This window comes from Kitasatospora sp. NPDC003701 (assembly GCF_053587085.1).
The window spans coordinates 37848-56774 of sequence record NZ_JBSFNM010000040.1 but is presented as its reverse complement, the minus strand read 5'-3'; the positions used below and the strand labels follow the sequence as shown (position 1 = coordinate 56774).

8 protein-coding genes are annotated in these 18927 nt (G+C 75.9%); 7 read left to right on the top strand and 1 reads right to left on the bottom strand.

All coding sequences use genetic code 11. The features are described from left to right. Positions 1 to 3: 3 nt before the first annotated feature. Complete coding sequence (locus ACWDRR_RS29870) at positions 4 to 4965, bottom strand: amino acid adenylation domain-containing protein (protein WP_449775353.1); 4962 nt, start codon at positions 4963 to 4965, stop codon at positions 4 to 6. Between the two features lie 707 nt (positions 4966 to 5672). On the opposite strand from ACWDRR_RS29870, the gene ACWDRR_RS29865 reads away from it, so the two are divergent. The 7 genes from ACWDRR_RS29865 to ACWDRR_RS29835 all read left to right on the top strand — a co-directional run bounded on the left by ACWDRR_RS29865 (position 5673) and on the right by ACWDRR_RS29835 (position 18927). After that, the gene (locus ACWDRR_RS29865) at positions 5673 to 7250 is read left to right on the top strand and encodes a tryptophan halogenase family protein (protein ID WP_449775352.1); all 1578 of its coding nucleotides are present in this window, start codon (positions 5673 to 5675) and stop codon (positions 7248 to 7250) included. 71 nt (positions 7251 to 7321) lie between these two features. After that, a complete protein-coding gene (locus ACWDRR_RS29860) occupies positions 7322 to 7780 on the top strand; it encodes a flavin reductase family protein (protein WP_449775351.1) in 459 nt (152 codons plus the stop codon). Further along, positions 7777 to 9123, top strand: coding sequence for a cation:proton antiporter (locus ACWDRR_RS29855; RefSeq protein ID WP_449775350.1), 1347 nt, complete (start codon positions 7777 to 7779; stop codon positions 9121 to 9123). The genes ACWDRR_RS29860 and ACWDRR_RS29855 overlap by 4 nt, the downstream gene beginning before the upstream one ends. Positions 9124 to 9185: 62 nt before the next feature. After that, the gene (locus ACWDRR_RS29850; protein ID WP_449775349.1) at positions 9186 to 9692 is read left to right on the top strand and encodes a DUF3291 domain-containing protein; all 507 of its coding nucleotides are present in this window, start codon (positions 9186 to 9188) and stop codon (positions 9690 to 9692) included. Beyond that, positions 9689 to 15520, top strand: a complete 5832-nt coding sequence (locus ACWDRR_RS29845) for an amino acid adenylation domain-containing protein (RefSeq protein ID WP_449775348.1) — start codon at positions 9689 to 9691, stop codon at positions 15518 to 15520. Before ACWDRR_RS29850 ends, ACWDRR_RS29845 begins: the two co-directional genes overlap by 4 nt. Continuing rightward, positions 15513 to 17243, top strand: a complete 1731-nt coding sequence (locus tag ACWDRR_RS29840; RefSeq protein ID WP_449775347.1) for an acyl-CoA dehydrogenase family protein — start codon at positions 15513 to 15515, stop codon at positions 17241 to 17243. The genes ACWDRR_RS29845 and ACWDRR_RS29840 overlap by 8 nt, the downstream gene beginning before the upstream one ends. After that, complete coding sequence (locus ACWDRR_RS29835) at positions 17236 to 18927, top strand: acyl-CoA dehydrogenase (protein ID WP_449775346.1); 1692 nt, start codon at positions 17236 to 17238, stop codon at positions 18925 to 18927. Before ACWDRR_RS29840 ends, ACWDRR_RS29835 begins: the two co-directional genes overlap by 8 nt.

The following is an 18927-nucleotide window of genomic DNA, read 5'->3' as shown; positions in this document are numbered from 1 at the left end:
CGGTCAGAACGTGGCGGCGATCTCGTCGTCGGTCATCCCGGCGACCCGGGCCAGGACGAGCTCCTCGACCGCGGTGGCCAGGCCGGTGACGGTGGGGGTCTCGAAGACCGCCCGGACCGGCAGGTCGATGCCGAACTCCTGGTGGACGGCGGCGATCAGGCGGATCGCGGTGATCGACGTCCCGCCGCTGACGAAGAAGTCCGTGTCCGCGTCGGGTTCGGTGCCGAGCAGCTCCGCCCACAGGGCCGCGATGCGCTGTTGCAGCGGTCCGCTCGGGGCGGTCCGGGTCTCCGGCGCGCCCGTCGCCCGGCCGGGCGCGGGCAGGGCGCGGCGGTCGAGCTTGCCGTTGGCGGTCAGCGGGAGCTCGTCGAGCGCCGTGAAGGTGGCCGGGACGAGGTAGGGCGGCAGCGTCCGGGCGCAGTGCTCGGCCAGCTCCCGCGCGGACGGCGCGGCGGCGAGGTCGGCCGGCCGGTAGTAGGCGGCGAGCGAGGGGTCCCCGCCGGCCGGCCGGTGCACCAGCACCGCGGCCTCGCGGACGGCCGGGTGCCGGGCCAGGGCGGACCGGGCCTCGGCCGGCTCGACCCGGTGGCCGCGGATCTTCGCCTGCTCGTCCAGCCGACCCAGGAACTCGACCGTTCCGTCGTTGAGTTGGCGCGCGAGGTCGCCCGAGCGGTACAGCCGGGCGCCGGGCTCCCCGTACGGGTCCGGGACGAAGCGCTCGGCGGTCAGCGCGGGGTGGCCGGTGTAGCCGCGGGCCAGCCGGCGTCCACCGATGCACAGTTCGCCCCGCGTGCCCCGGGGGACCGGCCGCAGCGCGTCGTCCAGCAGGTACACCGTGGTGTGCGGCAGCGGCCGCCCGATCGGCAGGATCCGGGTCGGCGGGCCGGCGGGCACCGGGTGGACGGTGGTGCCGACGGCGGCCTCGGTCGGTCCGTACTCGTTGATCAGCTCGGTGTCCGGGGCGAGGGCCCGCCAGCGCTCCAGGGTCTGCCGGGTGAACGGCTCCCCGGCGACCACCAGGACCGGGGCCAGCGCCGCGGCCTGCTCGGCGCTCAGCTGGTCGGCGATGATGTCGAGGTGTCCCGGCGTCAGCTTGAGGAAGCTGAACGGGCCGGTGCGGGCGAGCCAGTCGCCGAGGCGGGACAGCTCGGCGTCCGGGGGGAAGACCCGCACCGGCTGTCCGACCACCAGGGGCGCCCAGAGGTTGGGGACGACGAGGTCGAAGGCGTGCGAGGAGAACAGCGGCGCGCCGCCGCTGCCGCGGGCCGCGAGTTCGGTCGCCGCCCAGTCCACGTGGTCGGCCAGGCCCCGGTGGGTGATCTCGACGCCCTTGGGCCGGCCGGTGGAGCCCGAGGTGAAGATCACGTAGGCCAGCCGGCCGGCCTCCTCGGTACGGGCCGGGGCGGTGCCGGGCAGCTGTGCGACGGCCGCCGCCTCGGTGTCCAGCCGGACGGCTCCGGGGTGGTCGGCCGGGCCGGTGCCACCGGTACCGATCCAGGCGGCCGCGCCCGAGGCGCGGAGCACCTCGGCGATCCGTCCGGCCGGGTCGGCCGGGTCGACCGGGACGTAGGCGGCGCCCGCCTTCCAGACCGCCAGGAGGGCGGTGAGCAGCTCCGGTCCGCGTTCCAGCACGACGCCGACCCGGTCCTCGTCCCGGACGCCGGCCGCGCGCAGCCGGTGGGCGAGCCGGTTCGCGGCGGCGTCCAGCTCGGCGTAGCTCAGCACCCGCTCGCCCAGCAGCACGGCGGGCGCGGCCGGCGTGCGCCGGGCCTGTTCCTCGAAGCGGGCCGGGACGGTGGCCGGGAGACCGGCGGTTCCGGGCGCGTTCCACTCCACCAGCTGGCGGTGGAGCTCGGCCGGCGACAGCAGGTCCAGGGCCTCCAGCGGCCGCTCCGGGTCCGCCACCGCCGCGGTCAGCAGTCGGGTGAACCGGTCGGCCAGGGCGGCGACGGTGGCCGCGTCGAAGAGCGCGGTGTCGTACTCCAGCGCGCCGCGGTAGGAGCCGTCCGGCATCCGGCGCATGAACAGGGTCAGGTCGGTCTTGGCCACCCGCCAGGCGTCGGTGAACGCGGCCAGGTCCTCGTCGCGGTCGGCGACGCTGGTCCGCCCCTCGGTGTGCAGGTCGAAGGCGACCTGGTAGAGCGGGGTGCGGGAGAGGTCGCGCTCGGTGCCGAGCGCCTGCACCAGCTGCTCGAAGGGCAGGTCCTGGTGGGCGAAGCCCTCCCGGGCGAGGTCGCGCACCCGGTCGAGGGCCGCCGCGAAGCCGGCCCGGCCGTCCAGCCGGCAGCGCAGCACCAAGGAGTTGAGGAAGAACCCGACGGTGTCCTCGACCTCCGGCCGGGTGCGGCCGGGGACGGGGGTGCCGACCGGGACGTCCCACTGGCCGGTGTGGCGCGCCAGCGCGGCCGCGAACCCGGTCAGCAGGGCGACGAAGGGCGTCGCGCCGTGGGCCCGGCCGAGTGCGGTGAGCCGCCGGGCCTGCTCGGGCCCCAGCTGGAAGGCGTGGGCGGCGCCGCGCCCGTCGCGCTCGGCCGGGCGGGGCCGGTCGACGGGCAGGTCGAGGGTCGGCAGGCCGTCCAACGCGGTTCGCCAGTAGTCGAGTTCGGCCGCGAGCCGACCGTCGGTCAGCCGCCGGGCGGACCACGCCGCCCAGTCGGCGTACTGCACCTCGGGCCGGGTCAGGGTGCTCTCGCGGCCCTCGTGCAGGGCCGCGCACAGCTCGCGCAGCTCGCGCTCCAGGACGACCGTCGACCAGCCGTCGCAGCTGATGTGGTGCAGGGTCAGCAGCAGCAGATGCTCCTCGCCCTCGATCCGGGCCAGCAGCGCTCGCCAGAGCGGGCCGTGTCCGAGGTCGAAGCCGCGACGGAACTGCCGATCGAACAGCGTGGCGAGCCGCTCCCGGGTGGCGTCCTCGACCCGCAGCTCGACCTCCTCCGCCGGGCCGATCCACTGCCGGGGCTCACCGGCCTCCGCGGTGTAGCGGGTGCGCAGCGACTCGTGCCGCTCGGCGAGCAGCCGCAGCGCCCGGCGCACGGTGTCCGCGCCGGTGGCGGCCGGCAGCCGGACCAGCAGCGGGGCGACCCACTCGGTGCCGCCCGGCCGCAGCCGGTCGAGGAACCAGAGCCGCCGCTGCCCGGGCGAGAGCGGCAGCGCGCCGCCCCGCGGGACCGGGATCAGCGGCCCGCCGTCGGAGGGGTCCGCGGCCGCCGGGGTGAGCAGCCGGGCCTGCTCGGCCACGGTGGCGGCCGTGAACAGGCCGCGCAGCGGGACCGGCCCGCCGCCCGCCGCCCGCAGGCCCGCGGCCAGCCGGACCAGCTGGAGCGAGGTCCCGCCGAGCGCGAAGAAGTCGTCGTGGGCCCCGATCCGGTCCACCGACAGCAGCCCGGACCAGACCTCGGCGACGAGTTCCTCGGCCCGGTCGCGCGGGGCGGCGTACGGGGCCCGGCCCGCTCCCTCCGCCTCGGCCGCGGCCCGCAGCGCGGCCCGGTCGGCCTTGCCGGAGGCGGTCAGCGGGAACGCCGGCACCTCGCGCACGACGGCCGGCAGGTGGCTCTCCGGCAGCCGCCCGGCGAGGAAGGCGCGCAGCTCGCCGGGCGGGACCGGGCTGCGCAGCACGACGTGCGCGGCCAGCCGGACCCCGGTGGCGCCGGCCGGGGTGACGGGGGTGACGACGGCCGCGCCGACCCCGGGGTGGGCGGCGAGCACCGCCTCGATCTCGCCGGGTTCGATCCGGACCCCGTTCACCTTCAGCTGCCGGTCCAGCCGGCCGAGGTACTCCAGGGTGCGGTCCGGGCGCCAGCGGACCTTGTCGCCGGTGCGGTAGAGCCGGGCGCCGGGCGGGCCGTACGGGTCCGGGACGAAGCGCTCGGCGGTCAGCCCGGGCCGGCCGAGGTAGCCGCGGGCGACGCCGGGCCCGCCCGCGTGGAGCTCGCCGGGCACGCCCACCGGCACCGGGTGACCGGCCGGGTCGAGGACCAGGACCCGCATTCCGGTGATGGGCCGGCCGATCGGGACCGGCCCGGTCATCCGTGCGGGGTCGACGGGATGGGCGGTGACGTCGATGCTGCACTCGGTGGGGCCGTAGGTGTTCCAGAGCCGGACTCCCGGGCCGGTGCGGTCACGCAGCCGGGTCGCGAGTTCGGCGTGCAGCGGCTCGCCCGCGCTGAAGACCAGCCGCAGCGCGTCGCAGCCGCTCCAGTCGCCCTCGTCGACCAGCGACCGCAGCACGGAGGGCACCGCCTGGAGGACCGTCACCCGGTGGGCGGCGGCGGTGCGCAGCAGCGCCGCCGGATCGCGTTCGGTGCCGGGCGGCGCGACGACCACCGTGCCGCCGCCGGCCAGTGGGGCGAGGAACTCCCAGGCGGCGGCGTCGAAACCGATCGAGGTCTTGAACAGGACGCGGTCCGCCGGGCCCAGTTCGTGGGTGTCGACGGTCCAGGCGACCCGGCCGGCGATTCCGGCGTGCGTGACGGCGACCGCCTTGGGCCGGCCGGTCGAGCCGGAGGTGAGGACGGCGTAGGCGAGCCGGTCCGGGTCGGTGACGGCCGGGGCGACGGGCAGGAAGGCCTCGGACGGCCCGCGCAGTTCGGCGGGCGTCACCGGGCGGGCCCCGGCGGCCCGGACGGTCGCGGCGAGCGGCTCCTCGGCCAGCACCAGGGAGACGCCGGCGTCCCGGATCGACTCGGCCAGCCTGGCGGCCGGCAGGGCCGGGTCGAGCGGGAGGTAGGCGCCGCCCGCCCGCCACACCGCGAGCACCGCGAGCACCAGGTCCACGCCGCGGTCCAGCGCCACGCCGACCAGCCGGTCCGCACCGGCTCCGCGCGCCAGCAGCCCGCGGCAGGTGCGCTCGACGGCCCGGTCCAGCTCGCGGTAGCCGACCGTCCGGTCGCCGTCCACGACGGCGACCGCGTCCGGGGTGCGGGACATCTGCCGGGCGATGAGCTCCGGAAGCAGCAGAGGATCCATTCCGGTCGAACTCCTTCGGGCGATGGCGAGGCCGGGCCGCCGGCGGGGCGTCGGGCGCGAGCTCGGACCGCCGTGCCGCGCGGCCGGTCCCGGCACGGGCCGGGCCTGCTCCCGCCGAATCGCGGGCCGGACCGGCGGCGCCCGGTGGCAGCGCGTCACCGGACGCGCGGAACCCCCGACCCGACGGAACCAGAGCCTACGAACGGCCCTCCATAACCCGTCCATACCCCGGCTGGCGGCGCCGCGGCAGCCGGGCGGGGCCGTGGAGCGCCACGCCGGGCGCCACCGGGGTCCGGCACGGCGGCCGGCCCGACCGGGCCGCCCGGAACCGGTCCGGACCGGCACGGCCCGACGGTCCGTCAGGCCGAGGCGGGCGCGGCCGGGGGCGGCGGAGGCGGCGCCGGCCTCCACGGGCGGGGTTGCCTTCCGGCGGGCCGCTCGGGACGCGCGGGGGACGCAGGGCGCGACGACCCCGTCCTGATGTGACGTCAGGGCCTCGACGGCGAACGCGAGTCCGCCGCCCGGCCGGCCCGGGGTGGCCACCGCCGGGCCTCGGGGGCGGCGCCGGGGGCGCACCCCGGGGGGCCCGCCGCGGCGGCCCGTGGAGCGCAGCGCATGGTCGCTGATGGGTGACCTATAGCCGCGGTCATCAGGATGATCGGGACGGTTCGGTGGTCGGACCGCTCCACGTACCCAGGAGGCACGGGATGGTTCGGTCGATCCTAATCGTCGGAGGCGGCACGTCCGGCTGGATGAGCGCGTCGTACCTCAAGGCCGCCTTCGGCGACAAGGTGGACGTGACCCTGGTCGAGTCGGACCGCGTCGAGACGATCGGTGTCGGCGAGGCCACGTTCAGCACCGTCCGGCACTTCTTCGACTTCCTCGGCCTGGACGAGCAGGACTGGATGCCGGCCGTCTCCGGCTCCTACAAGCTCGCCATCCGCTTCGAGAACTGGCGCGGCGACGGCACGCACTTCTACCACCCCTTCGAGCGGCTGCGCGTCGCCGACGGCTTCAACCTCGCCGACTGGTGGCTGAAGCTGGGCGACGGGTCCAAGCGCTTCGACGAGGCCTGCTACCTGACCCCCCACCTGTGCGAGGCCCAGCGCTCCCCGCGCATGCTCGGCGGCGGCCTGTTCGCCTCGGAGCTGGACAGCTCGCTGGGCCGCTCCACGCTGGCCGAGCAGCGGGCCCAGTTCCCGTACGCCTACCACTTCGACGCCGCGCTGCTGGCCCGCTACCTGCGCGACTGGTCCACCGCCCGTGGCGTGAAGCACGTCGTCGACGACGTGGTCGACGTCGCCCGGGACGACCGCGGCTGGATCACCCACGTGACGACCCGCGAGTCCGGTGACCTCGCCGCCGACCTGTTCGTCGACAGCACCGGCTTCCGCGGCCTGCTGATCAACGGGGCGCTGGAGGAGCCGTTCATCTCCTTCCAGGACGTGCTGCCGAACAACCGCGCCGTCGCGCTGCGGGTGCCGCGCAACACCGCCCAGGACGGCATGCGCCCCTACACCACGGCGACCGCGATGGACGCCGGCTGGATCTGGACCATCCCGCTCTACAACCGGGACGGCACGGGCTACGTCTACTCGGACGAGTTCTGCACCCCCGAGGAGGCCGAGCAGACCCTGCGCGACTTCATCGGCCCGGACGCGGAGGGCCTGGAGGCCAACCACATCCGGATGCGGATCGGCCGCAACGAGCGCTCCTGGGTGAACAACTGCGTCGCCGTCGGCCTGTCCAGCGCCTTCGTCGAACCGCTGGAGTCCACCGGCATCTTCTTCATCCAGCACGCCATCGAGCAGCTGGTGCGCCACTTCCCGGACGAGAACTGGGACCCGACCCTGCGCGACGCCTACAACGAGCGGGTCGCCCACGTGCTCGACGGCGTCAAGGAGTTCCTGGTCCTGCACTACCGTGCGTCGGCCCGCGAGGACACCCCGTACTGGAAGGCCACCAAGACCCGGGAGATCCCGGAGGGTCTGGCCCGTCGCCTGGAGCTGGCCGACTCGACCCTGCTCGACCCGGCCACCATCTACCCGCACTACCACGGCTTCGAGGACTACTCCTGGGTCACGATGCTGATGGGCCTGGGCGCCGAGCCGGAGCGGGCGCGTCCCGCGCTGTCGCACATCGACCCGACCAGCGCCCTCGCCGAGTTCGAGCTGCTGCAGGCCGAGGCGGCCGAGCTGGTCAAGGCGCTGCCCAGCACCCGCGAGTACCTGACCAGCCTGCACGAGCAGGGCGACTCGTCGGCCGGCTCCGCCCCGGCCCAGTGACCGAGCCCGATCGCGCCGGTTCCGCCGGCGCGACCGTCTCCGAGCTGTTCAGAGACGAGTACCGGTCGCTGATGAGCAACTTCCCGACCGGTGTCACCGTGATCACCTCGGCACTGGAGGACGGCGAGCCGCAGGGGCTGACCTGCTCGTCCATGACGAGCGTGACGCTGTCCCCGCCGACCCTGCTGGTCTGCCTGGACACCAACAGCGTGACCATGGCCGTCGCCGCCCGCCGCGGTGCGTTCGCAGTGAACCTGCTGCACGCCCGCGCGGCCGGCACGGCCCGGCTCTTCGCGACCCGCAACGTGGACCGCTTCGCCCAGGTGCGCTGGCAGCGCACCCAGCACAGCGGACTGCCGTGGCTCGTCGACGACGCGCTGGCGGTGGCCGAGTGCGAGCTGGTCGACGTCCAGGTGGTCGGCACCCACGCCGTGCTGTTCGGCCAGGTCGAGGCGATCACCCTGTTCGACGAGGCGCCGCTGCTCTACGGCAGGCGGACGTTCGCGTCCTGGCCCCGGGAAGAAGAATGACCAACGACCTGCTGATCACCATGTTCACCTCGCTGACGGCGATCGCGGCGATCGCGCTGGTCGCCGGCGCGATCGCGCGGCGCCTCGGGCAGCCGGCGGTGGTGGGCGAGATCGTGGCCGGTGTGCTGCTCGGGCCGACGGTGGCACACGGCGCGCTGGCCTCGGCCCTGTTCCCGACCGAGGTCCGCGGCCTGCTCAGCGGCTTCGCCGACCTGGGCGTGGCCCTGATGATGTTCGTGGTCGGGCTGGAGTTCGAGCCCGGCGTCGCCCGCGGCTCGAACCGCAACATCCTCGGGGTCGCCGCCGGGGCCGTCCTGGTCCCGCTGGCCCTCGGGTGCGGGCTCGGGCTGGTGTGGACGCCGGGCGGACCGGTCGTCTCGGACGCCGGGTACGTCCTCTTCGTCGGCATCTCGCTCTCGGTGACCGCCTTCCCGGTGCTGGTCCGGGTGCTGGAGGACCGCCGGCTGCTGCAGACACCGGTCGGCCGGCTCTCGGTGACCAGCGCGGCGGTGTGCGACGTGGCGATCTGGGTCCTGCTGGGCCTGGACACGCTCACCGTGGCCGGGCAGACGCCCACCCGGCTGCTCCTGCTGCCGGTCTTCCTCGCCGTGCTGGCCTTCGTCGTCCGGCCGCTGTTCCGCCGCGCGGTGCGCGGCGGTGCGGCGCGGTTCGGCGGTGTCGACCTGGTCATGGTCGCGGTGGGGCTGCTGGCCTCCTGCGCGGTCACCCAGTGGATGGGCCTGGACTTCATCTTCGGGGCGTTCCTGTTCGGCATGTCCATCGCCGGCAGCGAGCAGCGGGCGAAGTCGGACGCCCGGGGCGAGAGCGTGCCCGGCGTCGTCGACCCCGAGGGGCCGAGCGGCTGGGCCGCCCGGCTGCGGCGCGAGGTCGAGCCGATCGGCGCCAAGCTGCTGATGCCGATCTTCTTCATCGTGGCCGGCTGGCAGGTGAACCTCGCCGCGCTGAGCCCGGCCGAGTGGCTCACGGCGCTCGGCGTGGTCGCGGTCGCGGTCCTCGGCAAGATCGGCGGCACCTACCTCGGAGCCAGGCTCACCGGAATCCCGAGCCGTCAGGCCACCATCCTCGGTGTCCTGATGAACACCCGCGGCCTGACCGAGCTGATCGTGCTCACCGCCGGCCGGCAGATGGGGCTCGTGGACGCCTCGCACTACACCGTCCTCGTGGTGATGGCGCTGCTGACCACCATCGCCACCGGGCCGCTGCTGACCCTGCTGGTCGGCAAGGTCGGCAAGCCCGGCCATCCGCTCGCCACGGAACCGCCGGCCCACACCGATCTCGTCGGCGCTGCCTCCGGACCGGCCGCCGAACACCGAGCACCCTGAGTCGCCCACCGGGGCGCCGCTGAGCGTGACCTCCGGCTCCCCCGCCCGAAAGTGGAGTCCCCATGCCTGCCGAATTCCATGTCGCCCAGGTCAACATCGGCCTGCCCGCGGTCCCCGTCGACTCGCCCGGGTTCCGTGACTTCGTCGAGAACTTCGATCCGATCAACCGCCAGGCCCAGTTCAGCAAGGGCTACGTGTGGCGGCTGTTCGGCGGGTCCTCGGACGGGCGCCGGGTGGTGGACTCGGTGTGGCCGGACGACCCGCGGGCCGTCGTCAACCTCTCCGTCTGGGAGACCCTGGACGACCTGCGCGACTTCGTCTACCAGGGGGACCACGCGACCTTCATGCGGCGGCGCAAGGAGTTCTTCGTCGCCATGCCGGAGGCCTTCCAGACGCTCTGGTGGGTCCCGGCCTGGACCGTGCCGACCGTGGAGGAGGCGCACGCCCGGCTGCTGCACCTGCGCGAGCACGGGCCGACGCCGCACGCCTTCACCTTCCGCAAGGTCTTCCCGCCGCAGGAGGAGAACTCCGCCGAGGGGTTCGCGGTCGAGGCCGGGGAGCAGCGATGAGCGGGCAGCGCCTGTCGGCCGCCCAGCTCGGCGTCTGGGCCGCACAGCGCCTCGACGCCACCGGGCGCCGCTTCGTCATCGCGGGCCACGCCGAGATCGGCGGGCCGGTCGACGAGGCCGTGCTCGGGCGGGCGTGGCGGCAACTGGCCGAGGAGTGCGGGGTGCTGCGGCTGCGCGCCGTCGCGCCGGACGGCACCTGGGTGAGCGTCACGGCCGAGGAGGCGGACGGCTTCGACCTGGTGGACCTCACCGCGGCCGCCGACCCGCGGGCGGCCGCGGCCGAGTGGATGCGGGCGGCCCTGCGTCGGCCCACCGACCTCGACCGGGGCCCGCTGTCCCGTGCCGCGCTGCTGCGGCTGGCCCCCGACCTGCACTTCTTCTACCAGCGGTACCACCACAGCGCGGCCGACGCGACCACGTACTCGATGGTCCTCGGCCGGCTCGGCGAACTGTATTCGGCGCTCGCCGCCGGGGAGACCCCCGGCGTGGGGCGCTTCGAGCCGTTCCCGGCGCTGGCCGGGGCGGACGCGGCCTACCGCGCCTCCGAGCAGTACGCGCAGGACGCGGCGTACTGGACCGGGCACTTCGCCGACCAGCCGCTGCCGAGTCGGCTCGCCATCCGTACCGCCCCGCCGGCCGGCGCCGACGCCTTCCCCCAACGGGTCAGCTGCAGCGGTGAGTTCGCCGCGCCGACGGTCCGCGCACTGCGCGACCTGGCCCGCGAGCGGCGCTCCGGCTGGCCCGTGGTGGTCACCGCGATCACCGCCGCCTACCTGGCCCGGATGACCGCCCGCGAGGAGGTCGTGCTGGGCCTGCCGGTGGCGGCCCGGACCTCCCCGGCCGAGCGGCGCGCCCCGGGCATGGCCAGCAGCACGGTGCCGCTGCGGATCACCGTGCCGGCCGGGGCGAGCCTGGCCGACCTGCTGGCCGCGGTGGGCGAGGAGTTCGCCGCCGCGCTGCGGCACCAGCGGTTCCGGCACGAGGACCTCACCCGCGCGCTCGGCCTCACCGGGGACGAGTTCGGCCTGGTCGGCGCGATGGTCAACTTCCTGCCCGCGCTGCCCGCCACCGCGTGGGCCGGCCTCCCGGTGACGGTGCACAGCCTGTCGGCCGGGCCCGCGGCCGACCTGACCTTCGGCATCGGCAGCCCGACCCCGGGCGGCGCCACGGTCGCCTGCGACGCCAACCCGGACTACTTCACCGAGGAGGAGGTGCGGGCGCACCGCGACCGCTTCCTGCGCTTCGCCGAGGCCGCCGCGGCCCGGCCGACCCTCGCGCTCGGCCTGCTGCCGCTGCTCTCCGGGCAGGAGCAGCGGGTCGTCCTCGGGGAGTGGAACGACACCGCGCGGGAGCCGGGCATCCGCTTCGTCGCGCGGACCGTCGCGGAGCGGGCCGCCGCCCACCCCGACGGCCTCGCGCTGGTCTCCGGGTCGGAGACCCTGACCTACGCGCAACTCGACCGTCGTGCGGAGGAGTTGGCCGCCGAGCTGGCCGCGCGCGGGGTCGGGCCGGAGGACCGGGTCGCGATCATGCTGCCGCGCTCGGTGGAGCTGGTGGTGGCGATGCTCGCCGTCCTGAAGGCCGGCGCCGCCTACGTCCCGGTGGACCCGGAGTACCCGGAGCAGCGCCGGGACCTGCTGATCGCCGACTCCCGGCCGGCCTGCGTCATCGACCGCACCGGCGCGGTGACCGGGCACGGCGGCGGCGCGGCCGGGCACGGCCCGCTGCCCGAGCACCCGGCGTACGTCATCTACACCTCCGGATCGACCGGCCGGCCCAAGGGCGTGGTGGTCTCGCACGCCGGCCTGTCGAACCTGATCGACGACCACATCGCCCGGTTCGGCTACGAACACGGCAGCCGGGCCCTGCAGTTCGTCTCCCCCAGCTTCGACGCCGCCGTGGCCGACATCTGGCCCGCGCTGGCCTCCGGCGCCTGCCTGGTGCTGGCCCCGGTGGGCCGCACGCTCTCCGGGACGTACCTGCACGACTTCCTGCGCGAGCAGCGGATCACCCACGCCGCGCTGCCGCCGGTGGTCGTCGCGACGCTGCCCGACGTCCCGCTGCCCGAGCTGCGGGTGCTGGTGGTCGGCGGCGCGGACTGCGCGCCCGAGGTCGCCGAGCGCTGGTCGGCCGGGCGCCGGATGTTCAACGCCTACGGCCCGACCGAGGCGACGGTGACGGCCTCCTGCAGCGCGCCGCTGGCCGGCCGGGTGAAGCCGTCGATCGGCATGCCCGTCCAGAACGCCCGGGTCTTCGTCCTCGACGACGAACTGCAGCCGGTGCCCGCCTGGGTGCCGGGTGAGCTGTACGTGGCGGGCACCGGCCTGGCCCGCGGCTACCTGGACCGCCCGGGGGCGACGGCGGAGAAGTTCCTGCCCTGCCCGTTCGGCCCGGACGGCGCCCGGATGTACCGCACCGGGGACCTGGCCCGCCGCCGCGCGGACGGCACCCTGGAGTACCTCGGCCGCGCCGACGCCCAGATCAAGCTCCGCGGCTTCCGGATCGAGCCGGGCGAGATCGAGTCCGTCCTCGCCCGTGACGGGTCCGTCGCCAACGCGCTGGTGGTCGCCGCCGCCGGCGGGACCCGGCTGCACGCCTACGTGGTGCCCGACCACGGTGCCACCGTGGACACGGCGGCCCTGCGCCGCCGCGCGGCCCGCTCGCTGCCCGACTTCATGGTCCCGGCCGCGATCGTGGTCCTGGAGGCCTTCCCGCTCACCCCGAACGGCAAGGTCGACCGCGCCGCGCTGCCCGAGCCCGACTTCGCGCGGCCCGAGGCGGCGGACGCGGCGCCGGCCACCGGGGCCGAGGCGGCGCTGTGCGCGGCCTTCGCCAAGGTGCTGGGCGTGCCGCGGTTCGGCGTGGACGAGTCCTTCTTCGACCACGGCGGCGACTCCATCCTGGCCCTCCAGGTCGTCTCGCTGGCCCGGGAGGCCGGGGTCGGCCTCTCCCCCGCCGACGTGTTCCGCCACCGGACCCCGCGCGAACTCGCCGCGGTCGCCCAGGCCGAGGAGGCCCCGGCCGAGCCGGTCGCCGAGCCGTACGGACCCGTCCCGACGACGCCGGCCCTCGCCTGGTTCGGCGAGGTGACCGGGTGGAAGCACGGGGTGTCCGGCTTCAACCAGTCCGTGGTGGTGCGGGTGCCGCGGGAGGCCGACCGGGCCTCGCTGTGCGCCGCGCTGCAGGCCGTGGTGGACCGGCACGACGCCCTGCGGGCGGTGCTGGTCCACGGCGACGGCGGCACGCCCCACCTGGAGGTCCACGAGCCCGGCCGGTACGAGGTCACCGACTGCCTGACCGCGGTCGACGGCCCGGCGACGCCGCGGGCCCTGGACGAGCAGACGGTCCTCGCCCGCGAGCTGCTCGCCCCCTGGCTGGGCCGGATGCTGCGGGCGGTCTGGTTCGACGCCGGCCGCGAGCGGGACGGCAGCCTGCTACTGATGGCCCACCACCTGGTGGTCGACGGGGTGTCCTGGCGCGTCCTGCTCGCCGACCTCGCGGCCGCCTGGGAGGCGGTCTCGGCCGGCCGCCGGCCCGAACTGCCCCCGGTCCGCACCTCGCTGCGGGACTGGGCGCACCGGGTGAACACGTCCGCCGCCGACACCGCGTCGGAGGCCGACCACTGGCGCGAGGTGCTGCGCACCCCCGATCCGCGGATCGCCGGGCGCGCCCTGGACCCGGCGGTCGACCTGGCCGGCCGCGCCCGGCACCTGCACGTCGAGCTGCCCGCCGACACCACCCGCCGGCTGCTGGTGGGCATCCCGGCGGCCTTCCGCGCCGGGCCCGAGGACGTCCTGCTGACCGGGTTCTCGCTCGCCCTCGGCGGCTGGCGGGAACTGCGCGGCGGTCCGTCCGGCAACGAGGTCCTGATCGACCTGGAGGGCCACGGCCGGGACCGGCTGCCGCCCCCGGCCGACCTCTCGCGCACCGTCGGCTGGTTCACCGCGATCCACCCGGTCCGGCTCGACCCGGGCCCCGGCACGGACCTCGCCCGGGCGCTCAAGCGGGTGAAGGAGCAGCTGCACGCGCTCCCCGCCCGGGGCACCGGCTTCGGCCCGGCCAAGTACCTGGCGGGCGCCTTCCCCGACGCCCCGACCCCCCGGATCGGCTTCAACTACCTCGGCAGGTTCGCCATGGACACGGGCGGGCCGTGGAGCCTCGAACCGGACCCGCGGACCCCGGGCTCGGGCGCCGATCCCGCGATGCCGTTCGTCCACGAGATCGAGGTCAACTCGATCGCCCACGAGGACGCGGACGGCCTGCGGCTGCGGACGGTGTTCTCCTGGCCGGAGGAGCTGTTCGGCGAGGACGACATCCGCGCCCTGGCCGACTCCTGGCTCGCCTCGCTGGACCGGCTCGCGGCCGCCGCCGAGGACCCGGGCTTCCGCGGCCGCACCCCCTCGGACTTCCCGCTGGTCCCGCTGGACGCCGCCCGCCTGGACCGGCTGGAGCAGGAGCGGCCCGACCTCACCGACATCTGGCCGCTGACGCCGCTCCAGCAGGGGCTGCTCACCCAGACCCTGCTGGACGGGGACGGCGAGGACGCGTACGTCGCCCGGCTGACGCTCGACCTCGAAGGCCCGCTCGACGCCCCCCGGCTGCGCCGGGCCGCCGAGCGGCTGGTCGAGCGGCACCCGGCGCTGCGGGTCGCCTTCGACTGCCCGGACGACGCCGAGCCGCTCCAGGTCGTCTGCGCCTCGGCCGTGCCGGGCTGGCGGCTGGTCGACCTCTCCGGGCACGACGACGCGGGCCGCGCGGCGGCCCTCGCCGAGCTGGAGGCGGAGCTGGAGCGGGTGCGCTTCGACCTCGCCGACCCGCCGCTGCTGCGGCTGGTGGTGGTCCGGCTCGACGCCGACCACCACCGGGTCCACCTGCTCAACCACCACCTGCTGTGGGACGGCTGGTCGACCCCGGTGCTGCTCGCCGACCTGTTCTCGCTGTACGAGGGCCGGGAGAGCCCGGAGGCCGCCCGCGAGAGCTCGCCGGCCGGGTACCTCGGCTGGCTGGCCGGACAGGACCGGGACGCGGCGGCACGGGCCTGGTCCTCGGCCCTGGCCGGACCGGCCGAGCCCACCGTCGTCGCCCCGCAGGCCGCCGGCCTCAGCACCGTCCGCCAGGACCAGCTGCGCACCGAGCTGTCGGCCGAGCTGACCGCGGAGCTGACCGGGCTCGCCCGCACCCGCGGTCTCACCGTCAACACCCTGGCCCAGGGCGCGTGGGCGGTGGTGCTCGGCGCGATCGTCGGCGGCGAGGACGTCGTCTTCGGCACCTCGGTGTCCGGGCGCCCGCCCGAGCTGCCCGGGATCGCGCGCGCCGTCGGGATGTTCACCAACACGGTGCCGGTCCGGGTCCGGATGGATCCGGCCGAGCCCGCCGTCGACATGCTCACCCGGCTCCAGCGCGAGCAGACCGAGCTGCTCGACCACCAGTTCCTCGGCCTCGCCGAGATCCAGCGCGCGGCCCGCGGCCGGACCCTGTTCGACACGACCATGGTCTGCCTGAACTACCCGCTGGACCCGCAGGCCCTGGACGCCCGGCTGAGCGACGTCCGGCTGACCGCGCTCGACGGGCACGACGGGACGCACTTCCCGCTGCGCCTGGTGGTCATCCCCGGGGCCCGGCTGCGCCTGTGGCTCGGCCACCGCCCCGACGTCTACGGCACGGACGAGGCCCAGGACGTGCTGGACCGGGTGGTCCGCGTCCTGGAGGGCCTGGCGGCCGACCCGGAGCGGTCGGTCGACTCGCTGGACCACCTGCCGACGGCGTACGGCTTCGTCGATCTCGCCCAGTGGGGCGGCTATGGAAACGTGGTCGGATCCGATGACTGAACCGCAGAACGCGACCGCCCTCGCCGCGGAGATCGACGTGCTCCTGGGCGGGGCCGCACCGGTGCTCGCCGAGCTGGACCGCGCGTCCGCCTACCCGCTGACGCAGCTCGCCGGCCTGGACGAGCTGGGGCTGCCCGCCCAGTACGTGCCGCGCGAGCACGGCGGCCGGCTGGAGAGCCACCAGGAGCTGTTCGAGCTCTGGCGGGCGATGGGCCGCAACGACCTGTCGGTCGCCGTGGCGCACGCCAAGACGTACCTCGGCTCGATCTGCGTGTGGATCGCGGGCTCGCCCGAGCAGGCCCGCGGCCTGGCCGGGGCGGTGCTCGGCGGCGCACGGGTCGGCTGGGCCCTGACCGAGCCCGGCCACGGCGCCGACCTGCTCGCCGGCGAGCTCACCGCCGTCCCCGAGGACGGCGGCTGGCGCCTCGACGGCACCAAGTGGCCGATCAACAACGCCACCCGGGGCCGGCTGCTGTCCGTCCTGGCCCGCACCGACGAACGCGGCGGCGGCCGCGGCTTCGGCCTCTTCCTGGTGGACAAGGACGAGTTGGCGCCCGGTTCGGCGACACCGCTGCCGAAGGTCGACACCCTGGGCATCCGTGGCGCCGACATCAGCGGGATCCGCTTCGACGGCGCACACGTCGGCGGGTCCGCGCTGATCGGCGCACCGGGCGGCGGCGCGGAGACCGTCCTCAAGGCCCTCCAGCTCACCCGGACGATGTGCGGCGCGCTCTCGGTCGGCGCGACCGAGCACGCCCTGCGGCTGGCCACCCGGTTCGCCGCGGAGCACCGGATCCAGGGGCGGCCGCTGGTCGAGCGGCCCTTCGTCCGATCACTGCTCGCCCGCGGCGCCGCCACCCTGCTGGCCGTCGAGGCCGCCGGCGTGGTCGGCAGCCGGGCGGCGCACGCCCTCACCGGCGAGATGAGCGTGGTGTCCGCCGTGCTCAAGGCGCTCGCCCCGACGCTGGCCGACGACGTGCTCGGCCGGCTCGGCGACTTCCTCGGCGCCCGCTCGCTGCTCACCGAGCTGCACGAGCACGGCGCCTTCCAGAAGCTCGCCCGGGACCACGCCGTGCTCGCCATCTTCGACGGCAGCACCCCGGTCAACCGGCACGCGCTGATCAACCAGTTCGCGGCGATCGCCGCCGGGCACGCCGCCGGCACCGCCGACCGGGACGGCCTGGCCGTGACGGCCGGGCTCGCCGCGCCGCTCGCCGCCGTACCGTGGGCGCAGCTGCGCGCGGCGAGCCGGCGCGGGTGCAGTGTGGTGGCGTCCGCCCGGACCACCCTGCCCGCGGTGGACGCCGCCCGGAACGCCGAGCTGTCGGCGCTCGCCCGGCACACGGTGGACGCCGCGGACCGGGTCTGCGCGGCCATGGCCGGCGTCCGCCCGAACCGCCGGCCCGCGATGTACGCCCACGACCTGGCCCAGCAGTACGAACTCTGCTTCGCCGCCGCGGCCGCCCTCCACCTCTGGACGGCGAACCACGCCGCCGCCCGGGAGGCGCGGCCCTGGGCCGGAGAGCTGTGGCTCACCGGGGCGCTGCGCGACATCGTCCGCCGGCTCGACCCGGAACTCTGCGGTGACGCACCGCGGTTCGCTCCGGCCTGGCACGAGGAGCTGGACGACCGGCTGGTCGACTGGCTCCTGCGGGCGACGGAGCGGCCCGGCCCGATCTCGGCCTTCGGATTCGTACGGCACTCGGAGGGTTCCCATGGCTGACCGCGTGTCCGCCCTCGAAGACCTGCTCGGCGACCCGTGGCAGGAGACCAACCCGACCGGCTTCCGGGCGCTGCTCGCCGCCGACGGACGCGAGGAACAACTCGCCGCGGCCACCGAGGCCCTGGACGGTTTCGGATTCAACCGCGAGCTCGTCCCGACCGCGCTCGGCGGCCGGCTCGACTCCCTGGAGCGGCTCGTCGCGGCCGCCCGGGTGCTCTGGCGGCGCGACCCCGGCCTCGGCGTCGGCTACGCCGGCAGCTCCTACCTGGCCGCCGTCCACGTGTGGGCGGCCGGTGACGAGCCGCAGCGGCGCGCCATGGCGGACGCGCTCGCCGCGAACAAGCGCTTCGCCATCGTCTACAACGAGCTCGACCACGGCAACGACCTCGCCGGCGCCGCCTTCCGTGCCACCGCCGTCCCCGACGGCTGGCAGCTGCGCGGACGCAAGGACGTGGTCACCAACCTCGGCACCTCCGACGGCATGGTGGTCTTCGCCCGCACCTCGGACCGTCCGGGCAGCCGCAGTCACAGCCTGTTCCTGCTCCCCGAGCTGGACCGCGCCTCGGAGCGGCTGCGCCCCGGGCCGCGCTACCCCAGCAGCGGTCTGCGCGGCGTGCACCTGGGCGGCGCCGAGTTCCTCGACTACCCCGTCCCGGCCGACGCGCTGCTCGGCGCCCCCGGCCAGGGCCTCGAACTGGGCCTGCGCAGCTTCCAGGTGACCCGCACCACGCTGCCGGCGATGTTCCTCGCCGCCGCGGAGAGCTGCCTGCGGGTGACGCTCGGCGCGGCCGAGGAGCGCCGGCTGTACGGGTCGTCCATCGTGGCGCTGCCGTACGTGCGGTCCTCGATCGCGCGCGCCGCCGCCGACCTGCTGGCGGCCGACGCGCTGTGCGCGGTCGCGGTCCGGGCGCTGCACCTCCTGCCGGGGCAGGCCCCGCTGCTCGCCCCGGCGGTCAAGTACCTGGTCCCGCAGCTGCTCAAGGACGTCGTCGAGTCGCTGCGGATGGTCCTCGGCGCGCAGTCGTACCTGCGCGAGGGGCCCGCGGCGATCTTCCAGAAGCTCGCCCGCGACCTCACCCCGATCGCGTTCATGCACGCCTCGCGCAGCGCCTGCCTGACCGGCCTGCTGCCGCTGCTCCCCCGGCTGGCGCAGCGCTGCTGGCTCGGCGCCGACGCCGAGCCGGGCGGGGCCGGGCTGTTCCGCCCCGGCGCGCCGCTGCCGCCGATGGACTTCACCGCGCCCGGGCTCGGCATCCCCCGGGCCGACACCGCCGCGGCGACCCTCGCCGCCGTCGCCGGACAGCCCGGCGGCGGGCTGCCCGCCCGCTTCGCCGCCCACTTCCGCGACGAACTCGCCCGGCTCCGTGACCAGTTCACGGCCCTCTCGCCGCGGGACACCACGCTCGACGCCGCACCTGCCGTGTTCGAGGCCGCGCACCGCTACACCGTCGTCCTCGCCGCGGCCGCCTGCCTGGGCGTGTGGCGGCACGCGGACGGCGACGCGGGGTCGGGCCTCGGCGACGACCTGTGGGTCTCGGCGGCCCTCGACCGCCTGGCCGCCCGCCTGCCGGGCCGCCGGCCGATCGGCGCCGAGGAACGCACCGAACTCGAAGAGGCCCTGTTCCGGCAGACGGCCGGCCTGCACCGGGCCGGGCGCCCGCTCGACCTGACGGGGCGTCAGTGA